At 71.4% G+C, this 22,060-nt stretch carries 23 protein-coding genes and 1 pseudogene; 8 read left to right on the top strand and 16 right to left on the bottom strand.

Going from position 1 to position 22,060, the window contains the following annotated elements:
* Window positions 1–150: 150 nt before the first annotated feature.
* From ACZ52C_RS17610 to ACZ52C_RS17630, 5 genes and pseudogenes are all read right to left on the bottom strand, one after another.
* On the bottom strand, window positions 151–1,008 hold the full coding sequence (locus ACZ52C_RS17610; protein WP_469075560.1) for an LLM class F420-dependent oxidoreductase: 858 nt from the start codon (window positions 1,006–1,008) through the stop codon (window positions 151–153).
* Window positions 1,009–1,017: 9 nt separating this feature from the next.
* The gene (locus ACZ52C_RS17615; protein WP_469075561.1) at window positions 1,018–1,281 is read right to left on the bottom strand and encodes a helix-turn-helix domain-containing protein; all 264 of its coding nucleotides are present in this window, start codon (window positions 1,279–1,281) and stop codon (window positions 1,018–1,020) included.
* A 70-nt stretch (window positions 1,282–1,351) separates the two neighbouring features.
* Window positions 1,352–2,458, bottom strand: a complete 1,107-nt coding sequence (locus tag ACZ52C_RS17620) for a serine hydrolase domain-containing protein (protein WP_469075562.1) — start codon at window positions 2,456–2,458, stop codon at window positions 1,352–1,354.
* 159 nt (window positions 2,459–2,617) lie between these two features.
* A pseudogene (locus ACZ52C_RS17625) lies at window positions 2,618–2,803 on the bottom strand (IS630 family transposase); the annotation flags it as partial.
* 31 nt (window positions 2,804–2,834) lie between these two features.
* Entirely contained in the window at window positions 2,835–3,692 is an 858-nt protein-coding gene (locus tag ACZ52C_RS17630; RefSeq protein ID WP_469075563.1) for a serine hydrolase domain-containing protein, read from the bottom strand.
* A gap of 200 nt (window positions 3,693–3,892) precedes the next feature.
* Between ACZ52C_RS17630 and ACZ52C_RS17635 the strand changes: the two genes are divergently transcribed.
* Both ACZ52C_RS17635 and ACZ52C_RS17640 read left to right on the top strand, forming a co-directional pair.
* On the top strand, window positions 3,893–5,425 hold the full coding sequence (locus ACZ52C_RS17635; protein WP_469075564.1) for a CehA/McbA family metallohydrolase: 1,533 nt from the start codon (window positions 3,893–3,895) through the stop codon (window positions 5,423–5,425).
* A gap of 171 nt (window positions 5,426–5,596) precedes the next feature.
* A complete protein-coding gene (locus ACZ52C_RS17640; RefSeq protein ID WP_469075565.1) occupies window positions 5,597–6,427 on the top strand; it encodes an SAM-dependent methyltransferase in 831 nt (276 codons plus the stop codon).
* A gap of 49 nt (window positions 6,428–6,476) precedes the next feature.
* Here the strand turns inward: ACZ52C_RS17640 and ACZ52C_RS17645 are convergent, their stop codons facing one another.
* Window positions 6,477–7,457, bottom strand: a complete 981-nt coding sequence (locus tag ACZ52C_RS17645) for an endonuclease/exonuclease/phosphatase family protein (protein WP_469075566.1) — start codon at window positions 7,455–7,457, stop codon at window positions 6,477–6,479.
* 75 nt (window positions 7,458–7,532) lie between these two features.
* On the opposite strand from ACZ52C_RS17645, the gene ACZ52C_RS17650 reads away from it, so the two are divergent.
* Complete coding sequence (locus tag ACZ52C_RS17650) at window positions 7,533–7,937, top strand: nitroreductase/quinone reductase family protein (RefSeq protein ID WP_469075567.1); 405 nt, start codon at window positions 7,533–7,535, stop codon at window positions 7,935–7,937.
* 110 nt (window positions 7,938–8,047) lie between these two features.
* Here ACZ52C_RS17650 and ACZ52C_RS17655 read toward each other — a convergent pair whose 3' ends face one another.
* Together ACZ52C_RS17655 and ACZ52C_RS17660 are read right to left on the bottom strand one after the other, a co-directional pair.
* Window positions 8,048–8,374, bottom strand: coding sequence for a hypothetical protein (locus ACZ52C_RS17655; RefSeq protein WP_469075568.1), 327 nt, complete (start codon window positions 8,372–8,374; stop codon window positions 8,048–8,050).
* Window positions 8,375–8,386: 12 nt separating this feature from the next.
* A complete protein-coding gene (locus ACZ52C_RS17660; protein ID WP_469075569.1) occupies window positions 8,387–9,142 on the bottom strand; it encodes a class I SAM-dependent methyltransferase in 756 nt (251 codons plus the stop codon).
* A 198-nt stretch (window positions 9,143–9,340) separates the two neighbouring features.
* On the opposite strand from ACZ52C_RS17660, the gene ACZ52C_RS17665 reads away from it, so the two are divergent.
* The gene (locus tag ACZ52C_RS17665; protein WP_469075570.1) at window positions 9,341–10,318 is read left to right on the top strand and encodes a Vgb family protein; all 978 of its coding nucleotides are present in this window, start codon (window positions 9,341–9,343) and stop codon (window positions 10,316–10,318) included.
* Window positions 10,319–10,437: 119 nt separating this feature from the next.
* Window positions 10,438–11,010 (top strand): hypothetical protein, encoded by a 573-nt coding sequence (locus ACZ52C_RS17670; protein WP_469075571.1) that lies wholly within the window; start codon window positions 10,438–10,440, stop codon window positions 11,008–11,010.
* 80 nt (window positions 11,011–11,090) lie between these two features.
* Here the strand turns inward: ACZ52C_RS17670 and ACZ52C_RS17675 are convergent, their stop codons facing one another.
* The 7 genes from ACZ52C_RS17675 to ACZ52C_RS17705 form a co-directional block, all read right to left on the bottom strand.
* The gene (locus tag ACZ52C_RS17675; protein ID WP_469075572.1) at window positions 11,091–11,528 is read right to left on the bottom strand and encodes a cytidine/deoxycytidylate deaminase family protein; all 438 of its coding nucleotides are present in this window, start codon (window positions 11,526–11,528) and stop codon (window positions 11,091–11,093) included.
* A gap of 10 nt (window positions 11,529–11,538) precedes the next feature.
* Window positions 11,539–12,075, bottom strand: coding sequence for a P-loop nucleotide/nucleoside kinase family protein (locus ACZ52C_RS17680; protein WP_469075573.1), 537 nt, complete (start codon window positions 12,073–12,075; stop codon window positions 11,539–11,541).
* Complete coding sequence (locus tag ACZ52C_RS17685; RefSeq protein WP_469075574.1) at window positions 12,075–12,740, bottom strand: hypothetical protein; 666 nt, start codon at window positions 12,738–12,740, stop codon at window positions 12,075–12,077. The genes ACZ52C_RS17680 and ACZ52C_RS17685 overlap by 1 nt, the downstream gene beginning before the upstream one ends.
* A 72-nt stretch (window positions 12,741–12,812) precedes the next feature.
* Entirely contained in the window at window positions 12,813–14,303 is a 1,491-nt protein-coding gene (locus tag ACZ52C_RS17690; protein ID WP_469075575.1) for an aldehyde dehydrogenase family protein, read from the bottom strand.
* Entirely contained in the window at window positions 14,300–16,033 is a 1,734-nt protein-coding gene (locus ACZ52C_RS17695; RefSeq protein WP_469075576.1) for an N-acyl-D-amino-acid deacylase family protein, read from the bottom strand. The genes ACZ52C_RS17690 and ACZ52C_RS17695 overlap by 4 nt, the downstream gene beginning before the upstream one ends.
* A gap of 106 nt (window positions 16,034–16,139) precedes the next feature.
* Window positions 16,140–17,258, bottom strand: a complete 1,119-nt coding sequence (locus ACZ52C_RS17700; RefSeq protein WP_469075577.1) for an LLM class flavin-dependent oxidoreductase — start codon at window positions 17,256–17,258, stop codon at window positions 16,140–16,142.
* 151 nt (window positions 17,259–17,409) lie between these two features.
* Window positions 17,410–18,162, bottom strand: a complete 753-nt coding sequence (locus tag ACZ52C_RS17705) for an SDR family NAD(P)-dependent oxidoreductase (RefSeq protein ID WP_469075578.1) — start codon at window positions 18,160–18,162, stop codon at window positions 17,410–17,412.
* Window positions 18,163–18,359: 197 nt separating this feature from the next.
* Here ACZ52C_RS17705 and ACZ52C_RS17710 point away from each other — a divergent pair, with 197 nt between their 5' ends.
* Both ACZ52C_RS17710 and ACZ52C_RS17715 read left to right on the top strand, forming a co-directional pair.
* A complete protein-coding gene (locus ACZ52C_RS17710; protein WP_469075579.1) occupies window positions 18,360–19,103 on the top strand; it encodes a hypothetical protein in 744 nt (247 codons plus the stop codon).
* Between the two features lie 138 nt (window positions 19,104–19,241).
* Window positions 19,242–20,033 carry a hypothetical protein gene (locus ACZ52C_RS17715; RefSeq protein ID WP_469075580.1) on the top strand — a complete coding sequence of 264 codons (792 nt, stop codon included), beginning with the start codon at window positions 19,242–19,244 and terminating at the stop codon, window positions 20,031–20,033.
* Window positions 20,034–20,169: 136 nt separating this feature from the next.
* Here ACZ52C_RS17715 and ACZ52C_RS17720 read toward each other — a convergent pair whose 3' ends face one another.
* The gene (locus tag ACZ52C_RS17720; protein ID WP_469075581.1) at window positions 20,170–20,925 is read right to left on the bottom strand and encodes a LuxR C-terminal-related transcriptional regulator; all 756 of its coding nucleotides are present in this window, start codon (window positions 20,923–20,925) and stop codon (window positions 20,170–20,172) included.
* Between the two features lie 391 nt (window positions 20,926–21,316).
* On the opposite strand from ACZ52C_RS17720, the gene ACZ52C_RS17725 reads away from it, so the two are divergent.
* Entirely contained in the window at window positions 21,317–22,048 is a 732-nt protein-coding gene (locus tag ACZ52C_RS17725; RefSeq protein WP_469075761.1) for a hypothetical protein, read from the top strand.
* The last annotated feature ends 12 nt before the right edge of the window (window positions 22,049–22,060 follow it).

The raw sequence follows: 22,060 nt of genomic DNA on the forward strand, positions 1-22,060 counted from the left end.
GCCCTGCGGGCCCAGAAGGCAGCGGCGGGCTGAAAAGCATGGGGCACAGCCCCTGCTTTTCAGGGGCGCGGGGAACTGCGCGAGCAAGCCCCACCGGACCCGCACCCGCCGACGAGCCCCGCCCCCCGAGCTCTCAGGCGCCGCCGCCTCTCACGCACCCTCCCCCAAGAACACCGCGTACTCGTCCAGCAGCCCCAGCACCTCGGCCTCCCCCGCCGGAGGCAGCTGCACCACGGCCTCCTCGATGCCCGACTCCGCGTAGTACGCCAGCTTCCCCGCACTCGGCTGCACCGCGTAAGGCACCACTTGCAGCCCGGCGGGATCGCGCCCCGCGTCCGCCCACGCCGCCCGCAGCGCTGGCAACGCGTCCCCGAGCCCCCGCCCGCCGATCGGCAGCCACCCGTCCGCGTACTCGGCGATGTGCGCGAACAGCTTGGGCCCCGCGGCCCCACCGATCAGCGTGCGCGGCCCCACCACCGGCCCCCGCGCCTTCTGCACCGGCTTCGGGTACGCGGAACTCGCCCGCACGCTCCCGAACTGCCCCTCGTACGCCGTAGGTTCCTCCGACCACAGCGCCCGCATCAGCGCCATGCGGTCGCGCACCAGCTCGCGCCGGGTGCGCCACTCGACCCCGTGGTCGGCGGCCTCCTCGACGTTCCAGCCGTAGCCGAGGCCGAGGGTGAGGCGGCCTCCGGAGAGGTGGTCGACGGTCGCGATCTGCTTCGCGAGGTCGATCGGGTCGTGCTGGGCGACCAGGGTGATCCCGGTGCCGAGCCCCAGTCGCTCGGTGACGGCCGCAGCCTGGCCGAGCGCGACGAAGGGGTCGAGGGTACGGCCGTACTCGCGCGGCAGGTCGCCGCCGGCCGGGTACGGGGTCGTCCGCTCGACGGGGATGTGGGTGTGCTCGGGGAGGTAGAGCCCCGCGAAACCGCGTTGCTCCAGCTCACGGGCGAGCCGGGTCGGAGTGATCGTCTCGTCGGTGAGGAAGATCGTCACGGAGATGCGCATGTGTCATCTCTAACCGCTCGGGACAAGGATGTCCATACCGACCGGTCGGCACATAGGGGAGCCGACCGGTCGGCCCCTGGGGCCTGCCTGCCGGTCCTCGACGGCCGTGGACCGCAACACCGCATCCGCCCCCGGATCCAAGCCCAGCGCGCGGGAGATCCGGTCGGCCGTCGTTTCGGACGGCCGCCGATGCTCCTCCTCCATCGCCTGGACGAGACCGGCCGACGCGAGGACCGCGACGCCGAGGGCCTCGCGGGACAGGCCGGCACTCATGCGCGCGGCATTGAAAATCCCGTGCAGTACAGCGTCCAACCGGTGGTGTCGTGGAGGGGAGGTCCGGCTGTCAGTCGGCGAGCCCGGCGTTGACGATCGCCTTGATGTACGGGAGGTCGTTGCCGGTCCCCGTCGGGTTCAGGGAGTACACCACGAGGTGCCGGAGGTCGCGGGTGGCGAAGAACCCGTTGTCCCAGCCGGGGCGGGAACCGGTCTTGCCCCACGCGTACTCGCCACTTGGGAGCTGGTGGCGCAGGAGTCCGCCGATGCTGTAGCAGGCCGCCTGGCCGACGCAGTTCTTGTTGTCGGTGGCGCTCTTCACGTTCGGTACCTCGAATACCAGCTTCTGCTGGGCGGGTGGGAGCAGGCGGCCCCGGAACAGTGCGGTGACGAAGCGGTCCAGGTCGGCGGCGGTGGAGATCATGCCTCCCTCGGCCCACGGGTACGGGCTCTGCTCGGTCACGTCCTGCCCGTCGAGGTACACCTCCGCGTGGGGCGAGGGGATCGTCGGGTCGTCGGCGGCGGGCAGGCTCGTGTGCCTCAGACGCAGCGGCCGGATGATCCTGCGCTGTAGTTCGTCGGTGAAGGAGTGGCCGGTGACTTTCTCGACGACCAGGCCGAGGACGAAAGAGTTGAGTCCGTTGTACTGCTGCTCGGAGCCGGGTGCGGGCGGCGCGTCGGTGGCTGCGGCGAACGAGTCCCGCAAGAAGTCTTCGGGCGTCACTGATCTGAGCTGCCATCCGGGTCCGTCGGCAGGGACGGGGGTCGGGGCGGGCTTGGGCAGGCCGCTCGTGTGGTCGAGGAGCTGGCGCACGGTGACGCGGTGATACGCCTCGGGCAGCACGTGGGGGACGTACCTTCGCGCCGGTGCGTCCAGGCCGATCCGGTGCTCGGCGACGAGTTGGAGAATCACCGTGTTGGTGAACGCTTTGGTGACACTGCCGATCCGAGCATGGGCGTCAGCGGTGACCGGGCCGGCGGTGGCGCCCACGCCGTCCCGTCTGATGAGCGCACCCGCGACGACGTCGTCGGGCAGGTGGTCGAGGATTTCCTGAACGGTGAGGTTCGCGGACGCCGGGGCGCTGGAAGCAGGCGTGGCGGCAGCCGTGGGCAGGGCCGCGCCGACGGTGAGAGCGGTGGCCAGGGCGAGGGTGGTGACGGCAAGGCGGATGCGCATCGAAGCTTCTTCTCCACGGCGCTGATGGGACCTGTTGACAACGCCAACTCTGCTGCGTGCAGTCGCCGTCGCCCATGAGTGATCACCCTGATCACAACCCTGAACTACCCCTGACAGATGCGACCTGGTGCCTGCCGCCTCATCAGTTCGCCGGGTTGGTCAGGCTGCGGTTGCGAGGGGGCGCCCGCCCCAGCGGATGCCCTTCTCGCTGCGGATGCGGGCGCGTTCCTCGCGCTGTGCGGCGAGTAGGTCGGGGTGGCGGGCGTCGGCGTTGCGCCAGCGCGGGTAGCGGTGCAGGGCCTGGGTTTGCGTGGGGTGACTGCGGTGGTGGGAGTTGGCCGCTCGGTGACTTCGTCGCGGAGGTTGCGCAGGGCGACTAGGGGTCTTCCCCGGGCGGTGGGGTCGTGAGCGTGTGGAGGGTGTGTTTGGCCTTCTTGGCCGTGGCGGTCACGTCGCCGAGGCGGTGGACCAGGATCCAGCGGCCGTCGTCGTACGCGGCGGCCACGACCGACGAGCCGCGGGTGGCGCCGTCGTGCCACCGGAGCGAGGGCCCGCGCTGCCAGGAGGGCGCCGGTTCGCCGAAGCGGCGTTCCACGAGCTGGGCGACCACGAGGTCCGCCAGCGTCCGGCAGCTGGACCACAGACCGCCGGCCGGCAGGATCGCGCCGGTCATCGTCCACAGCGGCCGGGGCCGGCCGAACAGATCGCGCGGCACGAGCCGTCGCTCCTCCGGCGGCGTCGCCGTCATCGCCCCCGCACCCAGCCCGAGCGGCACCAAGACGTGGGTGTCCACCAGCTGTTGGTACGAGCACCCGGTGACGGTGGTGAGTGCCAGCCCGAGCACGGCGTAGCCGAGGTTGGAGTACTCCTGACGGCCCGTCCGTCCGGCCGTCAGCCGGTCCAGGTCGCGCAGCGACTCCCGCAGGGCCGTCTCCGTGAATCCGGCGTACGGGTCGTCGGGCGGGCCGGTGGGCCCGACGGGCAGCCGGGGCAGGCCCGACGTGTGCTCGGCGAGGTGCAGGAGGGTGATGCCGGTCCCCCTCGGCACCTCGTCGAGGCACTCCTCCAGCGGCGTGTCGAGGCCCAGGTCCCCCGCCGCCGCCAGCCGGGCGAGGACGGTGCCCGTGAGCACCTTGGTGAGGGAGCCGATCTCCACGAACCGGTCCGCGTCATGGCCGTACGTGACCCGGTCGGTGACACCGGCTCCACCCAGCAGACAGGTCGGGGTCCGCACGCGCGCTCTCCTGCTCTCTCGTCGGCCGGGGCCGGGTGGAGGCCCGGGCCCGGCGGCGGCTCCCCCGCCGGGAGAGCCGTATCGAAAACTGGCGATTCCCTTCCCTTGCCCCACAGTTCACCACCGCATACGAAGGTGACACGCACCACAGGCAGCACCACCCACGCCATGTCACTCACGACCGACCGGGGAGCAGCAGCATGTGCGACGACCACCACGGTGACGGGAACGGAATGGGAAGGCGCGCGCTGTTCGTGACGTCGGCCGCGGCCGCGCTTACGTTGGGAAGCGTGACCTTTGGGACGAGCGGCGCCGAGGCCGCGGACGGCGAGCAGGAGACGAGGACGATCAGGGGATCCCTCCCCACCGGCTCCCCCGATTTCGTGTATCTGCCGGTAGAAGTGCCGCCGGGGGTACGGGAGTTGAGGGTCTCCTACAGCTACGAGAGAACGACCGTCCCGGCCGGCACCATGGGCAACGCGCTCGACATCGGCGTCTTCGACGAACGCGGCACCGAGCTGGGCGGCAAGGGGTTCCGGGGCTGGTCGGGCGGCGCGCGCACGGAGTTCTTCATCCGGACGGACGAGGCGACCCCGGGCTACCTCCCGGGCCCCGTACGCCCCGGCACCTGGCACATCGCGCTGGGCCCGTACACGGTGGCACCGGACGGGCTGCCGTACGAGATCACGATCACCCTGACGTACGGGCGTCCGGCCGCTGCCGTGAAGCCGGTGTACCCGCCGGAGCGGGCCAAGGGGCGGGGCCGGGCCTGGTACCGGGGCGACTGCCACCTCCACTCCTGGTACTCCGACGGCCGCCGCACCCCCGCCGAGCTGGCGGCCCTCGCCCGTGCCGCCGGCCTGGACTTCATCAACAGCTCGGAGCACAACACGCAGTCCGCGCACGCCCATTGGGCCGAGCACGCGGGTGACGACCTGCTGATCATGCTGGGCGAGGAGGTCACCACGCGCAACGGGCACGTGGTGGCGCTCGGCGTCGATCCGGGCACGTTCGTCGACTGGCGCTACCGGGCGCGGGACAACCGGTTCGGCAAGTACGCCCGGCAGATCCGGCGCGCCGGAGGCCTGGTCGTCCCGGCCCATCCGCACGCCACCTGCATCGGCTGCAACTGGAAGTTCGGCTTCGGCGAGGCGGACGCGGTGGAGGTGTGGAACGGCGCCTACTCGCCGGAGGACGAGGTGGCGCTCGCCGACTGGGACGGCATGCTGGTCGCGGGCGTGCGCGAGGGCCGCCGGGAGTGGATCCCCGCGATGGGCAACAGCGACGCGCACCGCGATCCCGACCCCGTCGGGCGGCCCCAGACGGTCGTCCTGGCCGACGAGTTGAGCCGGGAGGCGATCCAGGAGGGACTGCGGGCGGGCCGCTCGTACGTCGCCGAGTCCAAGGACGTGTCCGTGTCGTTCACGGCGTCCGGGGCGCGGGGCGAACACGCGGGCATCGGGGAGCGGTTGACGGTGGACGCCGACACCCCGGTCACCGTCTCCCTGGAGGCGACGGGCTCCGCCGGCTGCACCATCCGCTTCGTGACCGACCAGGGTGTCCTGTTCACCTCGCCCGCGATCCCGGAGTCCGGCACGGGCGCGGCGCAGTGGCGTACGACGGCCTCGTACGCGGCGTACGTACGCGCCGAGGTCCGCAGGCCGCCGATCGTCCCGGGCTTCCCGGGCCCGCTGGCGGCCTTCACCAACCCGATCTTCCTCGGACGGCGATAGCGGCCGGGGGCTCGCCGGCCGTCGCGCGATGGTGGCCGGCAGGAAGATGCGGGGACGGTAGGGGGAACCCTCGTACGAAATACTCGTGTTGGGCTTTAGGTTTGGCTCGACACGAAGTGTGCGTCTGTCTGTGTGCCGACGCACCCTGCACGGCGACAGGAGACGGCGCCCATGACCGATCACGTGACCACGCCCGACCCGGCGGCGGCTCCGGCGGCGAAGGAGAAGGTCGACACCTCGGTGCCCGCCTCCGCCCGCATCTGGAACTACTGGCTGGGCGGCAAGGACAACTACCCGGTGGACGAGGCGGCCGGCGACGCGTACGCCGGCGCCTTCCCCGGCATCGTCACCATCGCCCGCAGCAGCCGCGCGTACCTGCGGCGCAGCATCCGGCACCTGGTGGAGGTGGAGGGCGTCCGGCAGTTCCTGGACGTCGGCACCGGGCTGCCCACGGCCGACAACACCCACCAGGTCGCCCAGCGCAGCGCGCCGGAGGCGCGGATCGTCTACGTCGACAACGACCCGATGGTCCTCGCGCACGCCCGCGCGCTGCTCTACTCCTCCCCGGAGGGCGCCACCGCGTACGTCGACGCGAGCCTCTACGAACCGGAGCGCATCCTGGAGGCCGCGTCCCGGACGCTGGACCTGTCGCGGCCGACGGCGCTGATCCTCAGCGGCATCCTGGGCCATGTCGCCGAGTACGAGGAGGCCCGTGACATCGTCCGCCGCCTGCTCGCCGGCCTTCCCTCCGGCAGCTACCTCAACATCAACGAGGGCTCCCGGGGCACCGATCCGGACTACGAGCACGCCCAGGACGCCTACAACGAGACGGGCGCCGTCCCGTACTTCCTGCGCCCGATCGACCAGATCACCGGCTACTTCGACGGTCTCGACCTGCTCGACCCGGGCGTCGTCTCCGTGCCCCTGTGGCACCCGGACGACACGACGACGGGCCGGCCGAAGCCGATCGGCCAGCACGGCGGGGTGGGCCGGAAGCCGTAGGGCACGTCGGGCGGGAGCGGGGGCGGGCGCGGGGCGTGCGGCGAGGCAATCAGCGCGCCCCGGCCCGGCCGGTGGGTTCGGACCCGCCCCCGTTCCGCCGGTCGGCCGCGTCGGCCCAGTCGGCCAGGTCCGCGACGACGGCCGTGTGGTCGGAGGGCCAGACGCCGTCGACGGGGCCGTCGCCCGCTCTGCGCACGGCGCGTACGTGGCCGAGTCCGCCGGGGCCCGGCGGTCCGACGTGGATGTAGTCGACCCGTACGCTCGGCCCGTGCGAACCGGCGACGTACGGGTTGGCGAGGTCCCAGGTGGCCGAGGGGGCGCCCGGTTCGGCGTACTCCCAGACGTCGAAGAAGCACTGCCCGGGGACGGCGGGCGCGGTCCTGTAGCCGCCGAACAGCCGGACCTCGTCGGAGTCGGGCCAGGCGTTGAAGTCACCGGTGATCACGGGCGGGTGGCCGGTTCGGCCGGTGTCGCCGGTGGGGCGGCCGCGGTGCCGGGCCACGAACTCGGCCAGCGCGGTGACCTGGCGGCAGCGCTGCGCGGACGCGGCGGTCTCGGAGCTGAGGTGGGCGGTGAAGAAGGGGATGGGCGCGCCGGGTGCGTCGAGGAGGGCGTAGAGCGCGCCGCGCCCGCTGCCGCCCTCCGCCGTCGGCAGCCCGATGGCGTCCCGCTCCAGCACGGGCCACCGGCTGAGCACGGCGGTGCCGATCCCGACGCGCGGGTCACCGATCCGTCGCTGCCAGCGCTCGGCGTCGCCGTACTCGCCCCAGGCCCAGTGCATGCCGAGTTCCCGGGCGAGCCATCCGGCGAGATTCCCCTCGCCGCTCTCCGCCCCGTCGGCCGCCTGCTCGTCGCTCGCCTGCCCGTCGCCCGCCTGCTGGTCGCCCGTCTGCTGGTCGCCCGTCTGCTCCCAGACCTCCTGCAACCCAACGACATCGGGCCGCAGTTCACGCAGCACGGCGAGGATCGCCTTCTGCCGCTCCTGCCACGGCCCGAACCGCCACCACAGGTTCCACGTCACGACCCGCACCGGCCACCCACCGCCTTCGCCCCGCACCCGATCCTGTACCCCGTACCTCCCACACACCGAGGAGAACCACTCCGAATGTCCCGTGAAACGGAGCTGAAGCAACGCGTCGTGACGGCCTTCCAGCGTCACGTCGCCAACCCGCTGCTGCGCAGGGTCCCCCTTCAGACCCTGCTGGAGACGACCGGCCGCACGTCCGGCCTCCCGCGCCGCACCCCCATCGGGGGCCGTCGTGTCGGCGACGCGTTCTGGCTGGTCTCCGAGTACGGCGAGAAGTCCCACTACATCCGCAACATCAAGGCCGACCCGTCGGTCCGGGTCCGCATCCGGGGCCGCTGGCACACGGGCACGGCCCACCTCCTCCCGGACGACGACCCGATCGCCCGCCTGCGCACCCTCCCCCGCGCCAACAGCACAGCGGTACGCGTGCTGGGCTCCCACCTGCTGACGGTACGGGTGGACCTGCACGACCACCACGCCTGACCTGCGAGACCGCCGACGGGTTGCTCTTCCACCCCGTACGTCGTACGTCGCGGGGTGGATGCCGTCCGGCGCAGGACGTTCCCTTCGCGGCCCGGCACAGTGGGTCAGGGTCAGCCGGGGTGGTCCGGGGCCTCCTCGAAGGTGAAGTAGATGCTCAGGACGTAGGGCTCGTCCTCGTCGTGGGCGTGGTCCCAGGAGACGTCGACCAGGAAGACGTCGTGTGCGCCCACCCACGCGTGGGCCTTCCGGAAGGCGTCCGCGGCCGTGGTGGCGGGGAAGAGTTTTCTGGCCATGGGGTGCACCTGCGACTCGGCGTCCGAGTCGTCGAAGCCCTCAGGGACGGTCAGGCAGAGGTCCGGATCGAGTTCCATGCCCGAGAGGACCGCCGCGACGACGGCCGGGTTGCCTCGGGGAGTGCCGTAGCGTGTCCGGGTCACGGAGCGAATCGGTCAGGACGACGTTGGCCGGCACGCCACGAACACGAACTCCTTCCCGGGCCGGTCGGGAGCGTCCCGTACGTCCTCGACCGTGTAGCCGTGCGCGAGCAGGTCCGCCTCGATCTCCCGCCGTTCGCGGAATCTGAGGGTGGAGTCGGAGGTGAGGGTCACGGCTTCGCCCCCGGCGGCGCCACCGGTCCCGTCGAGGACGTAGTGCCAGCGGAACGACACCAACGGGCCGGTGATGTCGGTCAGTTCCACCCAGCTCTCGACGGTGCCGACGCCCGGGACGTCGGTCACCCCGTACGACGCCTCGCGGTTCCACGTCTCCCACGCCCGTCCCGCCGGGTCGCGGGTCTCGAAGACGAGCCGGCCGCCCGGCCGCAGAGCCTCGTGCGCGCCCGCGAGGGTCCGCCGCCACAGCTCCGGGTCGACGATCTCCTGCGCCACGTTGGCCGTCATCGTGACCAGGTCGACCTGGAGCGGGGGAAGGTCCGTCGCGTCACCGTGGATCCAACGGACCCGGTCCGCCCCGGGTTTGGCCCGCGCGACGTCGAGGGAGGCACCGGCCGGGTCGACCCCGACGACCTCCACCCCACGCTCCGCCAGCAGCAGCGCGAACACCCCCGTCCCGCAGCCGATGTCCAGCACCTGCCTCGCGCCGAACCCCTCCGCGAGGAGCAGATAGGCGTCCAGGTCGCCGCGGTCGGGGTCGAGCGGATCGTAGAGTCCGGCCAGCCGCGGGTCGTGGAAGGTCTCGTCAGCCATGCCGTCACCCCTGCCCTTCCCAACAGCCCCCGATGCGGGCGGAATTCGCGCGACAGGGCACAGGCGCACCGTGGAAGGTGGTCACGGACGATTGAACGCCCGATCGCCCGACCGCCAATCCGCTGACCGCCGACCGCCGACCGCTGACCGCCGACCGCTGACCGCTGACCGCTGACCGCTGACCGAGGAGTCCACCCCATGCCCGATCGCCAGACGACCGTGTCCATCACGGAGTTCGCCGTCTCCGACGCCGAGGCCGGGCCGTACGGTGTCACGACCGGGCCGGACGGCGCGTTGTGGTTCACGTTGGTCCACGCCGGGCGGATCGGTCGGCTGGCGCTCGACGGTGAGGTCACGTCGTACGCCCTCGAAACGACGACCGGCGGGCCGTCCGTCATCACCTCCGGGCCGGACGGCGCGCTGTGGTTCACCGAGTTCCGGGGGCATCGGATCGGGCGGATCGGCACGGCCGGCGAGGTGACGTCCTTCACGCTGCCGACGCCGGACGCGGGACCGTTCGGGATCGCGGTCGGCGCCGACGACGCGTTGTGGTTCACGGAGTCGGGGGCCGACCGGATCGGCCGGATCACGACCGACGGGGAGGTCACCGAGTTCCCGCTCCCGCTCACCGGGGCGTTCGCGTCGGCCATCGCGGCCGGGTCGGACGGCCGGCTGTGGTTCACGATGAACCAGGCGAACGCCATCGGTGCGATCACCCTGGACGGGGACGTCACGGTCCACCCGCTGCCGACGCCGGGCGCCGCGCCCGTGGGCATCGCCGCCGGTGGTGACGGGGCCCTGTGGTTCGTGGAGATCGGGGCGGGGCAGATCGGGCGGATCACCACGGACGGCAAGATCGACGAGTTCCCGCTGCCGGACCGGGAGTGCCGCCCGCACGCCATCGTCGCCGAGGCGGAGGCAGTGGCCGGAGCCGGGGCCGGAGCCGGAGCCGGGGCCGGGGCCGGTGGTGCTTGCTGGTTCACCGAGTGGGGCGCGAACCGCGTCGGCCGGATCGCCTACGGCGCCGGGCACCCCGAGCCGCACGAGATCCACGAGTACGACCTGCCGACCCCCTCCTCGGAACCCCACGGAATCGCACTGGGCCCGGACGGCGCCGTGTGGACGGCCCTGGAGACCGGCTCCCTGGCCCGCGTCGAGACCCGCTTCCAGAAGTGAGCCACCGGCAACCTCAGATTCTCCTCTGAACCCACCCCGCCGCCTTGTCGCCCCTCTCGCCCCGGTGTCACGATCACGGCCTCGCCCACCACCAACGGGGCGGAAAACGGGGGTTGTTCATGTCACGTGCACCACGCGCGCCGCGCCGCACCCGCACCACCACCTGGGCGCCGGCACTCCTCTCGGCGGCCGTACTTCTCTCCGCCACCGCCTGCTCACAGCCGCCGGCCGAGGCGGAGTCGAAGCCGACGGCGAAGGCGACCGCGAACCATGGCCGGGGCGAGGGCAAGGGCCGGGGCGGAGGCGGCGCCGAGCGCAGGGACGAGGCCGACGGCGACGCACCCCGTGAGTTGGCGTATCGGGCTCCCGATCCCGTGACCGACCGCGTCGTCCTGCGTCAGGACCGGACCCGGGACAGCGCGCACCTGGAGTTCGGGCCGGCGAGGAAGGGGGAGGCCAAGGCCCTGGTGGTCGCCGTGAGCTGCGAGGGCAAAGGCACGATCGAGGTCGTGCTCCGCCCCTTGAGCGCCTCGTTCCCCATGGAGTGCCTCGACGGCGAGGTGAAGAGCATCGCCAACGAGTTCGTCATGGACGGCGCGGAGCGCGCGGGCACGGTCTCCGTCACCGCCGCGACGGGCGTGCAGTGGTCGCTGTCGATCGGCCGGGGCGACGACCCGACCGGCGTCGCCTGACGCGACCTCACCGGCCGCCGCCCCACCGCCCCGTCATCCCAGCGCGTTCGCCCACCACCCCACCGCCCCGTCGGCAGGCATCACTCCGTGTCGACGGGCGGGGGCTGGTCGGTGTCGAGTTGGTGGTCGGCCCAGACGTAGCTCGCGGGCAGCAGGTCGGTGATGGCGACGGTGCGCAGGCGGTCGCCCTCACCGACGATGACCCCGATGGCGGGGAAGTAGTCGAGCAGGACCTGCCGGCACCGGCCGCACGGCGGCACCACCCCTCGGTCGCGGTCGCCCACGGCGACGATCACGTCCAGCTCGTAGGCGCCCTGGGCGGCCGCGGCGCCGATCAGGACCAACTCGGCGCAGGGTCCTCCGGTGAAGTGGTAGGCGTTCACGGCGGTGACGATCCGACCGTCCCGGGCGCGGGCCGCGGCCGCCATGGTGTGGTTGTCGCCACGGCAGCGTGTGCGGGCGACATGGGCCGCGGCGCGGATGAGTTCGTGGTCGACGGGGCGGGTCTGCGAGATCATCCCCCCAGCCTCACCCGCCCACCCGCCCGAGCACCAGCTCAGCCAGCTCCGCCGGGCTCGCCTCGCCGTCCAGGAACACCGTGTCGGAGGGGAGGGTGTCGGCCGCGGTCGCGCACACCGCGATGCGGTCCTTGCACCACCGACGCACCCGTTCGTCCTGCTCGGGGTCGTCCGGGGTGAAGCTGCGGCCGTCGATGCGGGCGGTCAGCACGTCCTCGGGGACCCGGAGGAAGAAGTGGTGGAGGGGGATGCCGGCGGCCTCGATCGCGCCGAACACCTCGGCCACGTAGGCGGGCCGCACGAGGGTCATCGGCACCAGCACCGTCCGCCGTCCGTACTCCTCCACCAGCCCCACCAGGAACCCGGCCACCTGCCGCCGCCACAGCCGCAGATCCTGGAAGTCCCCGGTCGGCACCTCCACGATCTCCCGCAGCACGTAACCGATCACCTCCGGATCGAAGACCAGCGCGTCGGGCCACCGCCCCCGCAACTCCTCCACCAGCGTGCTCTTGCCGCTCCCGAAGGCGCCGTTCACCCAGACGATCATCAGCCGACCGTACCCGTGTCCCCTCCGGGGCGCGTGTCGGTCCGGGCGAACTCGGCCAGCGCCGTGAAGTCCGGTTCGCGCAGGCCCAGTCGGGGGTCGATGCGGTGCAGCAGGGCGTGTGGTCCGTGGCGTCGGGTGACGAAGGTGCGGTCGATGGCGGTCAGTTCGTCGTCCACCCACGCGAACGGGCGCCCCGCCGCGTGCTCGACGAGATGCGGTGTCTTCCAGAACAGGCCGGCCGGCCAGGAGGTCCCGTCGGCCCCCGGGTCGCGGCCCACCCCCGACCGCGCCCCGGTGCCCGCCCGCTCCGCCACCCCCGCCCGTTCCGCCGCCCCCGGCCACTCCACCACCGGCAGTTCCGGCAGCCCCAGCACCGGCCCGATGTACGTGTTCGCCTCGGCGCCCCACGTCGTCGCCCACACCAGGTCGTACCGGCGCCCCAGCTCCAGCAGCCGCCGCCCGTGCTCCTCGTTCAGCCACACCCGCAACGGCTTGACGTACGCCGCCGGTTCACCCGGATGCTGGTCGAGCCAGCCCTGCGGCTTCATCCGGTGCGTCGCGTACCCGGCGGGCCGCCGCTCCGGCTTCGCCGCGTACGGGTTCAACGGCCCGTCGACGTCCAGGTAGAGCAGAGGACGCCGCCGAGACTCACCAGGACCACGCATGCGGCCATCATCGCCGCACCAGCGCTCAGACGGCAGACGGCAGAACGCCTGAGGTGAGAGGTGAGAGAACGATCACCCCGGCCAGACGATCGCCTGCGTCTCGCTGTACGCGTGCAGCGCGTACGAGCCCACGTCGCGCCCCACCCCGCTCTGCTTGAAGCCCCCGAACGGCGCCTCCATGTTGCGGCCGACCGTGTTCACCCCCACGCCGCCCGCGCGCAGGCGCCGGGCCACCCGGAACGCCCGGGCGACGTCGCCGGACCAGACGTAGTCGATGAGGCCGTAGTCGCTGTCGTCGGCGAGGGCCACGGCATGGTCCTCGTCGTCGAAGGGGAGGACGACGACGACCGGCCCGAAGATCTCCTCGCGGACGACCCGCATATCGGGCGTGCAGTCCGCCAGCAAGGTCGGCGCCACCCAGAAACCCCGTTCGTACGGCGGCCGTTCACCCCCCGCCACCACCCGCGCGCCCTCCTTGCGGCCCAGTTCGACGTACGACTCGACCCGGTCGCGGTGGGCCGCCGAGATCACCGGCCCCACCACCGTGCCCGGCGCGCGCGGATCCCCGACCGGCAACCTGGTTGCGTAGGCGGCCAGTTGGGCCACCAGGCGGTCGTACACGCCTCGCTGGGCGATCACCCGCGTCGGTGCCGTGCAGATCTGTCCGCTGTAGAAGGTGAAGGTGGTGGCGATGCCGGCCACGGCCCTGCCGAGGTCCGCGTCGTCGAAGACGACCGCCGCGCCCTTCCCGCCCAGCTCCATCAGCTGGCGCTTCATCCCGCGCCCGCAGACCTCCGCGATCCGCCGCCCGACGGCCGTGGAGCCGGTGAAGCTGACCATGTCGACGTCCGGTGAGTCCACGGCGGCCTCACCGGCGTCCGGTCCCGAGCCGCTCACCACGTTCACCACACCCGGCGGAACACCGGCGGCCTCCAGGGCCTCCGCCATGCGCAGGACGGAGAGCGGGTCCTGCGGGGCCGGTTTCACGACCACCGTGTTGCCCATGGCGAGGGCGGGCGCGATCTTGCCCGCCGGGTTGGCCCAGGGGTTGTTGTACGAGGTGACGCAGGTGACCACGCCCACGGGCTGACGTACGGCGAGGGCACCCATCACGGCCGCCCTGCCGAAGGGCCCGGCCTCGTTGATCTGGGGCGCGATCGGCTCCTCCACCGGCTCCACGCGCGCGTACCGCTGGAAACGGGCGGCGCCCACCCCCACCTGCATGCCCCGCGCCGTCCCGGTCGTCGCGCCGCTCTCGGCCTGCGCGAGGTCGGCGTACGGCACGAGGTGGCGTCGTATGTGGTCCGCCGTCCGGGCGAGGATCGCGGCCCGTTCCGCGGCCGGCGTCCTCGACCACGGGCCGAAGGCCTCCCGGGCGGCGGCGGCGGCCGCGTGCACCTGTTCCCGCGAGGCCTCGGGCGCCCACCCGACGACCTCCTCCGTCGCCGGGTCGACCACCGGGTAGTGCCCGCCGTCGGGCTCGACCCAGGAGCCGCCGATGAACAGCCGCCGCCGCTCCGAGGACTCCTCCGCAGCTCCTTCCGAAGACCCCGGCCGGCTCACCGCGTACTCACCGTGCGGGTGTCGCGCCCGCTGCGCAGGACCTTGCCGGGCACGGCGCCGGTCACCACGTCGTCGCGGATCGCCTCGACGCCGTTGACCCAGACCGCCCGTACGCCGATCGCCCTGGAGTCGAGGCGTGGGCTGTCACCCGGCAGGTCGTGCACCAGGGTGGCCTTGCCGGCGTCGACGCGCTCCGGGTCGAACAGGACGAGGTCCGCATGCCACCCCTCCCGTACCTGGCCCCGTTCCCGCAGGCCGAAGAGGCGCGCCGGGTCGTCGGTGAGCATCTTCACCGCCTGCTCGAGACCGACCAGCTTCCGGCCGCGCAGACAGTCGCCGATGAACCGGGTGGTGTACGGGGCGCCGCACATGCGGTCCAGGTGGGCGCCCGCGTCGGAGCCGCCGAGGAGGACGTCCTCGTGCCGCCAGGTCTCGGCGCGCAGGGTCCAGGAGTCGGGGTCGTTGTCGGTGGGCATGGGCCACAGGACCGTACGGAGGTCGTCGGCGGCGCAGATCTCCACCAGGCACTCGAACGGTTCCTGCCCCCGCTCGGCGGCGATGTCCCGCACGACGCGCCCGGTGAGGCCCTCGTTGGCCTCGCTGTAGGTGTCGCCGATGACGTAGCGGCCGAAGTTCGCGAGCCGCCGGAAGACGCCCGCCTCCTTGGAGTCCGCCCGGCGCAGCATCTCCGCCCGTACGTCGGGGTCGCGGAGGCGCTCGATCCGTTCGGGCACCGGCAGGCCCAGGACCGGCCCCCAGCCGGGGATGAGGTTCAGCGCGCAGAACGTGCCCAGCGACATGTTCATCGGGGTGAGGATCGGCATGGTCAGCGCGACCACCCGGCCGCCCGCCTTCCGGGCCCGCTCGCTCGCCTCCAGCTGCCTCGGCACGCGCTCGGGGACGGCGGAGTCGATGGTGAGGACGTTCCAGTTGAGGGGGCGCCCGGCGACCGCGCTCATCTCGACGAAAAGGTCGATCTCGTCGTCGCTGAACTGGTCCAGGCACCCGGCGACGATCGCCTCGATCTGCGTGCCCTCGTGCTCGCCCACCGCCCGGGACAGCGCGATCAGTTCGGCGGGCGTGGCGTGGCGCGAGGCGACGGGCTTGCCGTCCCCGTCGCTGTGCGTCGACGACTGCGTGGTCGACAGCCCCCAGGCGCCCGCGTCCATCGCCTCGTGGAACAGCCGCAGCATGGCGTCGAGTTGCTCGGCGCTCGGCTGCCCGCCGATGGCGTCCGGCCCCATCACATACCGCCGCAGCGCGCAGTGCCCCACCATGAACCCGGCGTTGACCGCGATCCGTCCTTCGAGCGCGTCCAGGTACTCGCCGAAGCCGTGCCAGGTCCAGGGCGCGCCCTGCTCCAGCGCGACCAGCGACATCCCCTCGACCTTGGACATCATCCGGCGCGTGTAGTCCGCGTCCTCGGGGCGGTCGGGGTTGAGGGGCGCGAGGGTGAACCCGCAGTTGCCGCCCGCGACCGTGGTCACCCCGTGGTTGAGGGAGGGCGTCGCGTACGGGTCCCAGAACAGCTGTGCGTCGTAGTGGGTGTGGGGGTCGACGAAGCCGGGGGCGAGGACGAGGCCGGCCGCGTCCTCGGCCGTACGGGCTTCTTCGGTGACGTCCTGGCCGATGACGGCGATACGGCCGTCCCGTATGCCCACGTCGGCGGTGTACGCGGGCGAGCCTGTCCCATCGACGACGGTCGCACCTTTGATGACATGGTCGAGCATGACTCTCCCCTCCGGGTTCCCAGTAAGAATCGGGTGCCACCATGCTTTTAGAGGCGCGGGGAACTGCGCGAGCAACCACGACGCACCCGCAGCCGCCGAACGACCCTCAACCCGCCGCCCGGAACCGCGAAGTCCGATGCACAGGATCCGTGTCGATCTTCGGAATCACGTGCTCCCCGACCAGCCGAATCGTCTGCAGCGTCGCGTCCTTCGGCACCCCCACCGGCAGCCCGAAGCTCAGCTGGTCCGCTCCGGCCTGCTCCCACCGCTTGCACTGCCGGAACACCTCGTCCGGGTCCCCGCAGATCAACAGCTCCTCCTCGATGAGCAGTTCGATGAACTCCTCGTTGTACTCGGGCAGCGTCTCCGGCCAGACGGGGAAGCCCTCGGGCCGGGGGAAGGTGTCGTGGTACCGGAAGACGAGCGAGGGCAGATAGTGCAGCCCGCCGCTCACGGCGATGCGTACCGCCTCGTCGTGCGTGGGCGCGCAGATCGCGGTCGTCGTCACCATCACGTTGTCGTTGACGAAGTCCCCGATGGGCTCGGCGTCGACGATCGCCGTCTTGTACTTCTCCAGCACCCACTCCATGTCGGAGACCTTCTGCACGCTGAAGCCGAGCACCCCGAGGCCCTTGCGGGCGGCCATGGAGTACGAGGGCGGCGACCCGGCGGCGTACCACATCGCGGGGTGCGACTTCCCGTACGGCTTGGGCAGGATCTTGCGCGGCGGCAGCGACCAGTGCTTGCCCTGGAAGCCGACGTACTCGTCCTGGAGCCACATCTTGGGGAACTCGGCGATGGTCTCTTCCCAGATCTCCTTGGTGTGGTTCATGTCGGTCACCCCGGGGATGAACCCGAGAATCTCGTGCGAGCCGGCCCCGCGCCCGCTGCCGAACTCGAAGCGGCCCTCGGTGAGATGGTCGAGCATGGTGACCTTCTCGGCGACCTTCACGGGGTGGTTGACCTGGGCTAGCGGGTTGAAGATGCCGGAGCCGAGGTGGATCCGGTCCGTCGCGTGCGCCAGGTAGCCGAGGAAGACGTCGTTGGCCGACAGGTGTGAGTACTCCTCCAGGAAGTGGTGCTCGGAGGCCCAGGCGTACTTGAAGCCGGACTTGTCGGCCTGGATGACGTACTCGGTCTCCTCCATCAGCGCCTTGTGCTCCGCGAGGGGGTCGGTCTCGGCCCGCTTGCCCACGTATCCCTGTACAAAGAGCCCGAATTCCAAGGAGGTTCACCGTCCTCAGCCATACCCGGCAGTCGTCACGACTGTTTCTGACAGTACGTCAGATCTGGATACGGCCGACTGTTCCACCGGCCCCGTGGAGCGTCAATAGCTGACGTGTCGTCAGATACGCGCCCGGGGGGAGCCGGGGCGGTCAGAGGCTCACGCCGGCCAGCCAGCCCCCGTCGATCACGAACGGCTGCCCGGTGATGTAAGAGGAGTCGGCGCAGGAGAGGAAGAGGGCGAGGCGGGCGACCTCCTCGGGGCGGCCGATCCGGCCGAGCGGGATGCGCTTGCGGTAGAGCTTGTCGACGGCCTCGGCGGACACTTCGTCGCCCGGGTCGGTCATCGCGGTGTCGACGGCGCCGGGGCAGACCGCGTTGACCCGGATGCCCTTGCGGGCCAGCTCCAGGGCGGCGACCCGGGTGAGGCCGACGATGGCGTGCTTGGTCGCGGCGTACGCGCCGACGTACGCCATGCCCGTCATCCCGGTGTACGAGGCGGTGTTGACGATGGTGCCGCCGCCGGCCGCCTCGATCTCGGGGGCCAGGGTCTTGACGCCGAGGAAGACACCGACCTGGTTGACCCGCACCACCTGCATGAACTCGTCGAGCGGGGTGTCGACGAGGGAGTTGAAGCGCAGCACACCGGCGTTGTTGACCAGCCCGTCGACGCGGCCGTACGCCCCCTTGGCGGCGGCCACGGCATCCCTCCAGTCGCCCTCGCGGCTCACGTCCAGGTGGACGTAGAGCGCGCCGATCTCCTTGGCGAGGGCCTCCCCCTGGTCGTCGAGGACGTCGGCGACGACCACCTGCGCCCCCTCGGCCCGGAACAGCCGGGCCTCCTGCTCACCCTGGCCGCGCGCGGCGCCTGTGACGAGGACGACACGTCCGTCGAGCTTGCCCATGTGGACTCCCTTCGCGGTGCGTTGGCCGAGGTCAGGGTACCTCTGTAGCTGACGATTCGTCAGATGTGAGGCCCGCGCTTGCATATGCGATCTCAAGTGACCTACGAGTAGGGACATTTGACCCTGTCGATGTCATGTACGGAGCCCCAATATTTCTTCAGCAGAAGGTAAAGCAACACTCAAGGAGAGAGCCCGTCATGGCGAAGAGGCGCTTCAAGAACAAAAAGGTCCGGTACCTGGCGATCGGAGCCTCGCTCGTGACAGGTACGGCTGTCGCCGCCGTGCTTCTGCCGTCGGCCAGCGCGGCCGAGGAGTTGACGGCGGAACAGATCATCAAGAAGTGTGAGCGGGCCAAGGTGCTGAACGGCAAGCAACAGGACATCTTCGATTTCGGCGGGCACCCTGTTGCCGGCCCCACCTTCGAGTCCGACAATTGCGATTTCGTCGAGACCAAATTCGAGACATTCGACGGCCCCACGGAGAAGGTCACCGTGGACTTCCCGAACTGCGAACCCGACGCCACCGAACCGGCGAAGGTGACCACCGAGTTCTCCAAGGCGGTGGGCCAGGGCGAGGGCAAGTACACCGCGACCCAGCAGGGCGCCCTCGGCGGTCTCTTCGGAGCCCTGAGCGGCGGCTGGGTGAAGCACAAGGGCACGCTGGACATGACGGTCAAGACGGCCACCGCCAGCGAGTCGGAACAGCGGGAGGTCCCCGTCGGCAAGGTGATGCACGTGACGTTCACGCCGAAGATGCAGCGCATGACCGGCGAATGGCGCGTGCGTATCGACGCCGACCCCGGCAGCTTCGCCGTGAACCCCACCCCCGAGCAGAACTTGGTGGCCCCGGAGGTCGTCGAGGGCCCGGTCATCCTCGAAAGCGCCGCCGGCACGCCCGGTCTCGCCGACGGCACCACGAAGGTCGTCCTGGAGGACTGCTGACCTCCCTCCCCGCTCCCCCCACCTCCTCTCCCCCTCCCTCCTCTCCCCCTCCCCCCACCTCCTCTCCCCCTCCCTCCACCAGCTCTTCCCCTCCCTCCACCAGCTCTTCCCTCCCCACCTTCCTCGCAGGAGACGCACATGACACGCACCGGGCGCAGCGGCAACCACCGCAGCAAGAAGAAGCGCATCACCCTCGCGCTGGCGCCGGTCGTCGCCCTCGGACTGGCCGTCCCGCTGATGTACAGCGCGGGCGCCGCCACCCCCGACGAGGTGGCCACCGACTGCCGCACGGACTCGGACAAGCTGGAGAACTGCGAGTTCGTCGACGTCCAGTTCAAGGCCAACAGTCTCGGCCCCAACGAGCGGGTCACCTCGGTGACCGACAACTGCGGAGTCGGCACCGCGGCGACGAAGACCTTCAGCGGCACGGCGTCGGTGACGCGCGTCATTCAGCTGGAGGACGGCTTCAACACGGACGGCAGCACGAAGCTGGCGAGTTCCGTCTTCGAGATCGGCGTCAAGTTCGCCACCCAGGAATTCAACATCAAGCGCGACGACACCACCTCGTCGTTCTCCTTCTCCCGGTCCGACACGGTCAAGGCGGACCACGTGGCCTTCTTCATGTGGTCCCACAAGCGCACGGACGTGAGTGGCTTCCTCAAGGCCACCTACAAGGAGGCCCAGGACGGCCAGAAGGTGTTCTTCTCGCCCAGCGAGAACGCCACCAGCGTCCACGTGTTCTACCCGCAACTCCTGCCGAGCGGAACGCCGGACGGCCGTCTGTGGCTGCGCAACGTGAAGTGCGACACGCCCCAGGCGAACGGCATCCTCAAAAGTGAGGGAAGCGTCCGCGCCGAACCCGGATTCGACGAGGGCGGGGCGAACGTGACCGACGTCGAGATACCGCTCTCCGAAGTCACCGTTCAGTAGCGGCCGCCCGCCCGGAGAAACCCGAGTAATCCCCCGCGCTCAGCGCGGGGGATTCTTCTTTCGGTCGCCGATGGTTTTTCCTTCGGTCTCCGAAACGGGCGCCTGCGTGTTCCCGAATGCGCTCAATCGGGCGTTCTCATACGCGAACTCCGGGAGCCGCTCCCAGCCAGCGCAGCACGGCTTCCGTACTGCCGCGGGCGTCCAGCTTGGCGTAGATGTTGCTGAGGTTGTTGCGGACGGTCTTCTCGCTCAGCGTCAGCCGCAGGCCGATCTCCTGGGCGCCGAGGCCGGTGGAGAGCAGCTCCATGATCTGGCGTTCGCGGGGCGAGAGCAGGGAGCGCAGGCGCTCCGTCTCCTGCCCGTGCTCCGGCAGCTGCCGTGCCGCGTCGCGGATGACGGCGCAGGCCACGGGCGAGAAGTACGTGTGGCCGACCGTGGCGGCCACGACCGCGGAGGACAGCATGCAGGTGCAGTAGTCGCCCTCGACCAGATAGCCGGCCCCGCCCCGGAACACCCCCACCACCGTGTCGGGGTCCTGCCGGGGGCTGACGACGATCACCGGGACGCTCATGGAACCCATGGCCTTCAGCAGCCCCGCGAACGACTCCGAGGGGTCCTCGCAGCGCAGGACCACGACGTCCGCCTCGGTCTCGCGGAGTTCGCGGTAGGGCGGCGGGACGAGGAGCGCGCTGCTGACGTAGCGGTCGTCGGGGGCCGGCCAGTCGTCGTGCGGCCACCGGCCCGGGGCACAGGCCAGGGCGACCGACAGGCCCGGGGACGAGGGCGCCGGCCGGCGGGGTGGGTGTGCCGGGAGGTGGGAGGGGCGTGCGGGAACAGCTGAAACGGGGGTGCCTGCGTGCTGGGACGTTCTGACGTGCCGGGGGGATCGCACCTCGCGTGTCCTTCCGCCGAAGCCATGACTCCCCTACATACGCGACTCCGGCGTCAGTTGTTCGAAGTTTCAAGGATGAACCGCCGAGCTGTCTGACAGGTGGGCCGCGCCCGGCCACGGCGACGGCCGAAACCTGGCGGTAGGGTCCCGATGTGCGTTGATCCGCCGGGCGGTGGCCGAGTGCCGCCGCAGAGGATGCGGGTGACCCCGGTGAGTCCCGGGGCCGCCCGGTTCGGCATACCCGCCCTCCACCCACACCGGAGATCACGCCATGACCGCCCAGCGGCCCGTCACGCCCGACGAGAAGCCCGACGAAGCGCCTCACGTGCCCGACGAAGCACCCCACGTGCCCGACGAAGTGCCCCACGTGCCCGACTGCATGTCCCGAGCCATGCCCCCTGCCCTGTCCTACGACGCCTTCGTCGAACGCGCCGCCGCCGACCCCGCCGTCGTAGGACTCGTCCTCAAGGGCTCCCGGGCCCACGAGGGCATGACCACCGAGCACTCCGACCACGATCTGTACGTCGTCCTCGCCGACGGCGCGACGACGGACCTCACCCGTTTCGCGGGGCACCGCACGCCCGGCCTCGATCTCGTCGTCCTCACCCTCGACGAGTTCCGCGCCGCCGGGATGCCCGGCTTCGAGCGGTACGCCCTCGCCCGCGCCCGGGTCGTGCTCGACCGCCTGGACGGAGGGATCACCCGGATCCTGTCCGCCAAGGCCCGGCTCGACGCCGAGGAGGCCCGCGAGGCGGTGGCCGCGTACCTCGACGCGTACGCCAACTCCCTCTACCGCTCGGTCAAGAACGACCGCGACGGCCAGGCACTCGCGGCCCGCCTCGACGCCACCGACAGCGTCCGCTACCTGCTGGAACTGCTCTTCGCCCTCGCCCGGCGCCCCCGCCCGTACAACAAGTACCTGGAATGGGAGCTGACCCACTTCCCCCTGCCCGACTGGGACACCCCCCGCCTCCTCGACGCCCTGGCCCACATCACGGCCACGGGCGAGGTGCCCGCACAGCGCGACCTGTTCGCCCGGGTCGAGGCCGTGGTCCGGCGGGCAGGACACGGCCCGGTCCTGGACGCGTGGGGTGAGGATCTGGGGCTCATGCGGGCGCCGTAGGAGTGCGGTCGG

Source organism: Streptomyces sp. NPDC034049, assembly GCF_055575575.1.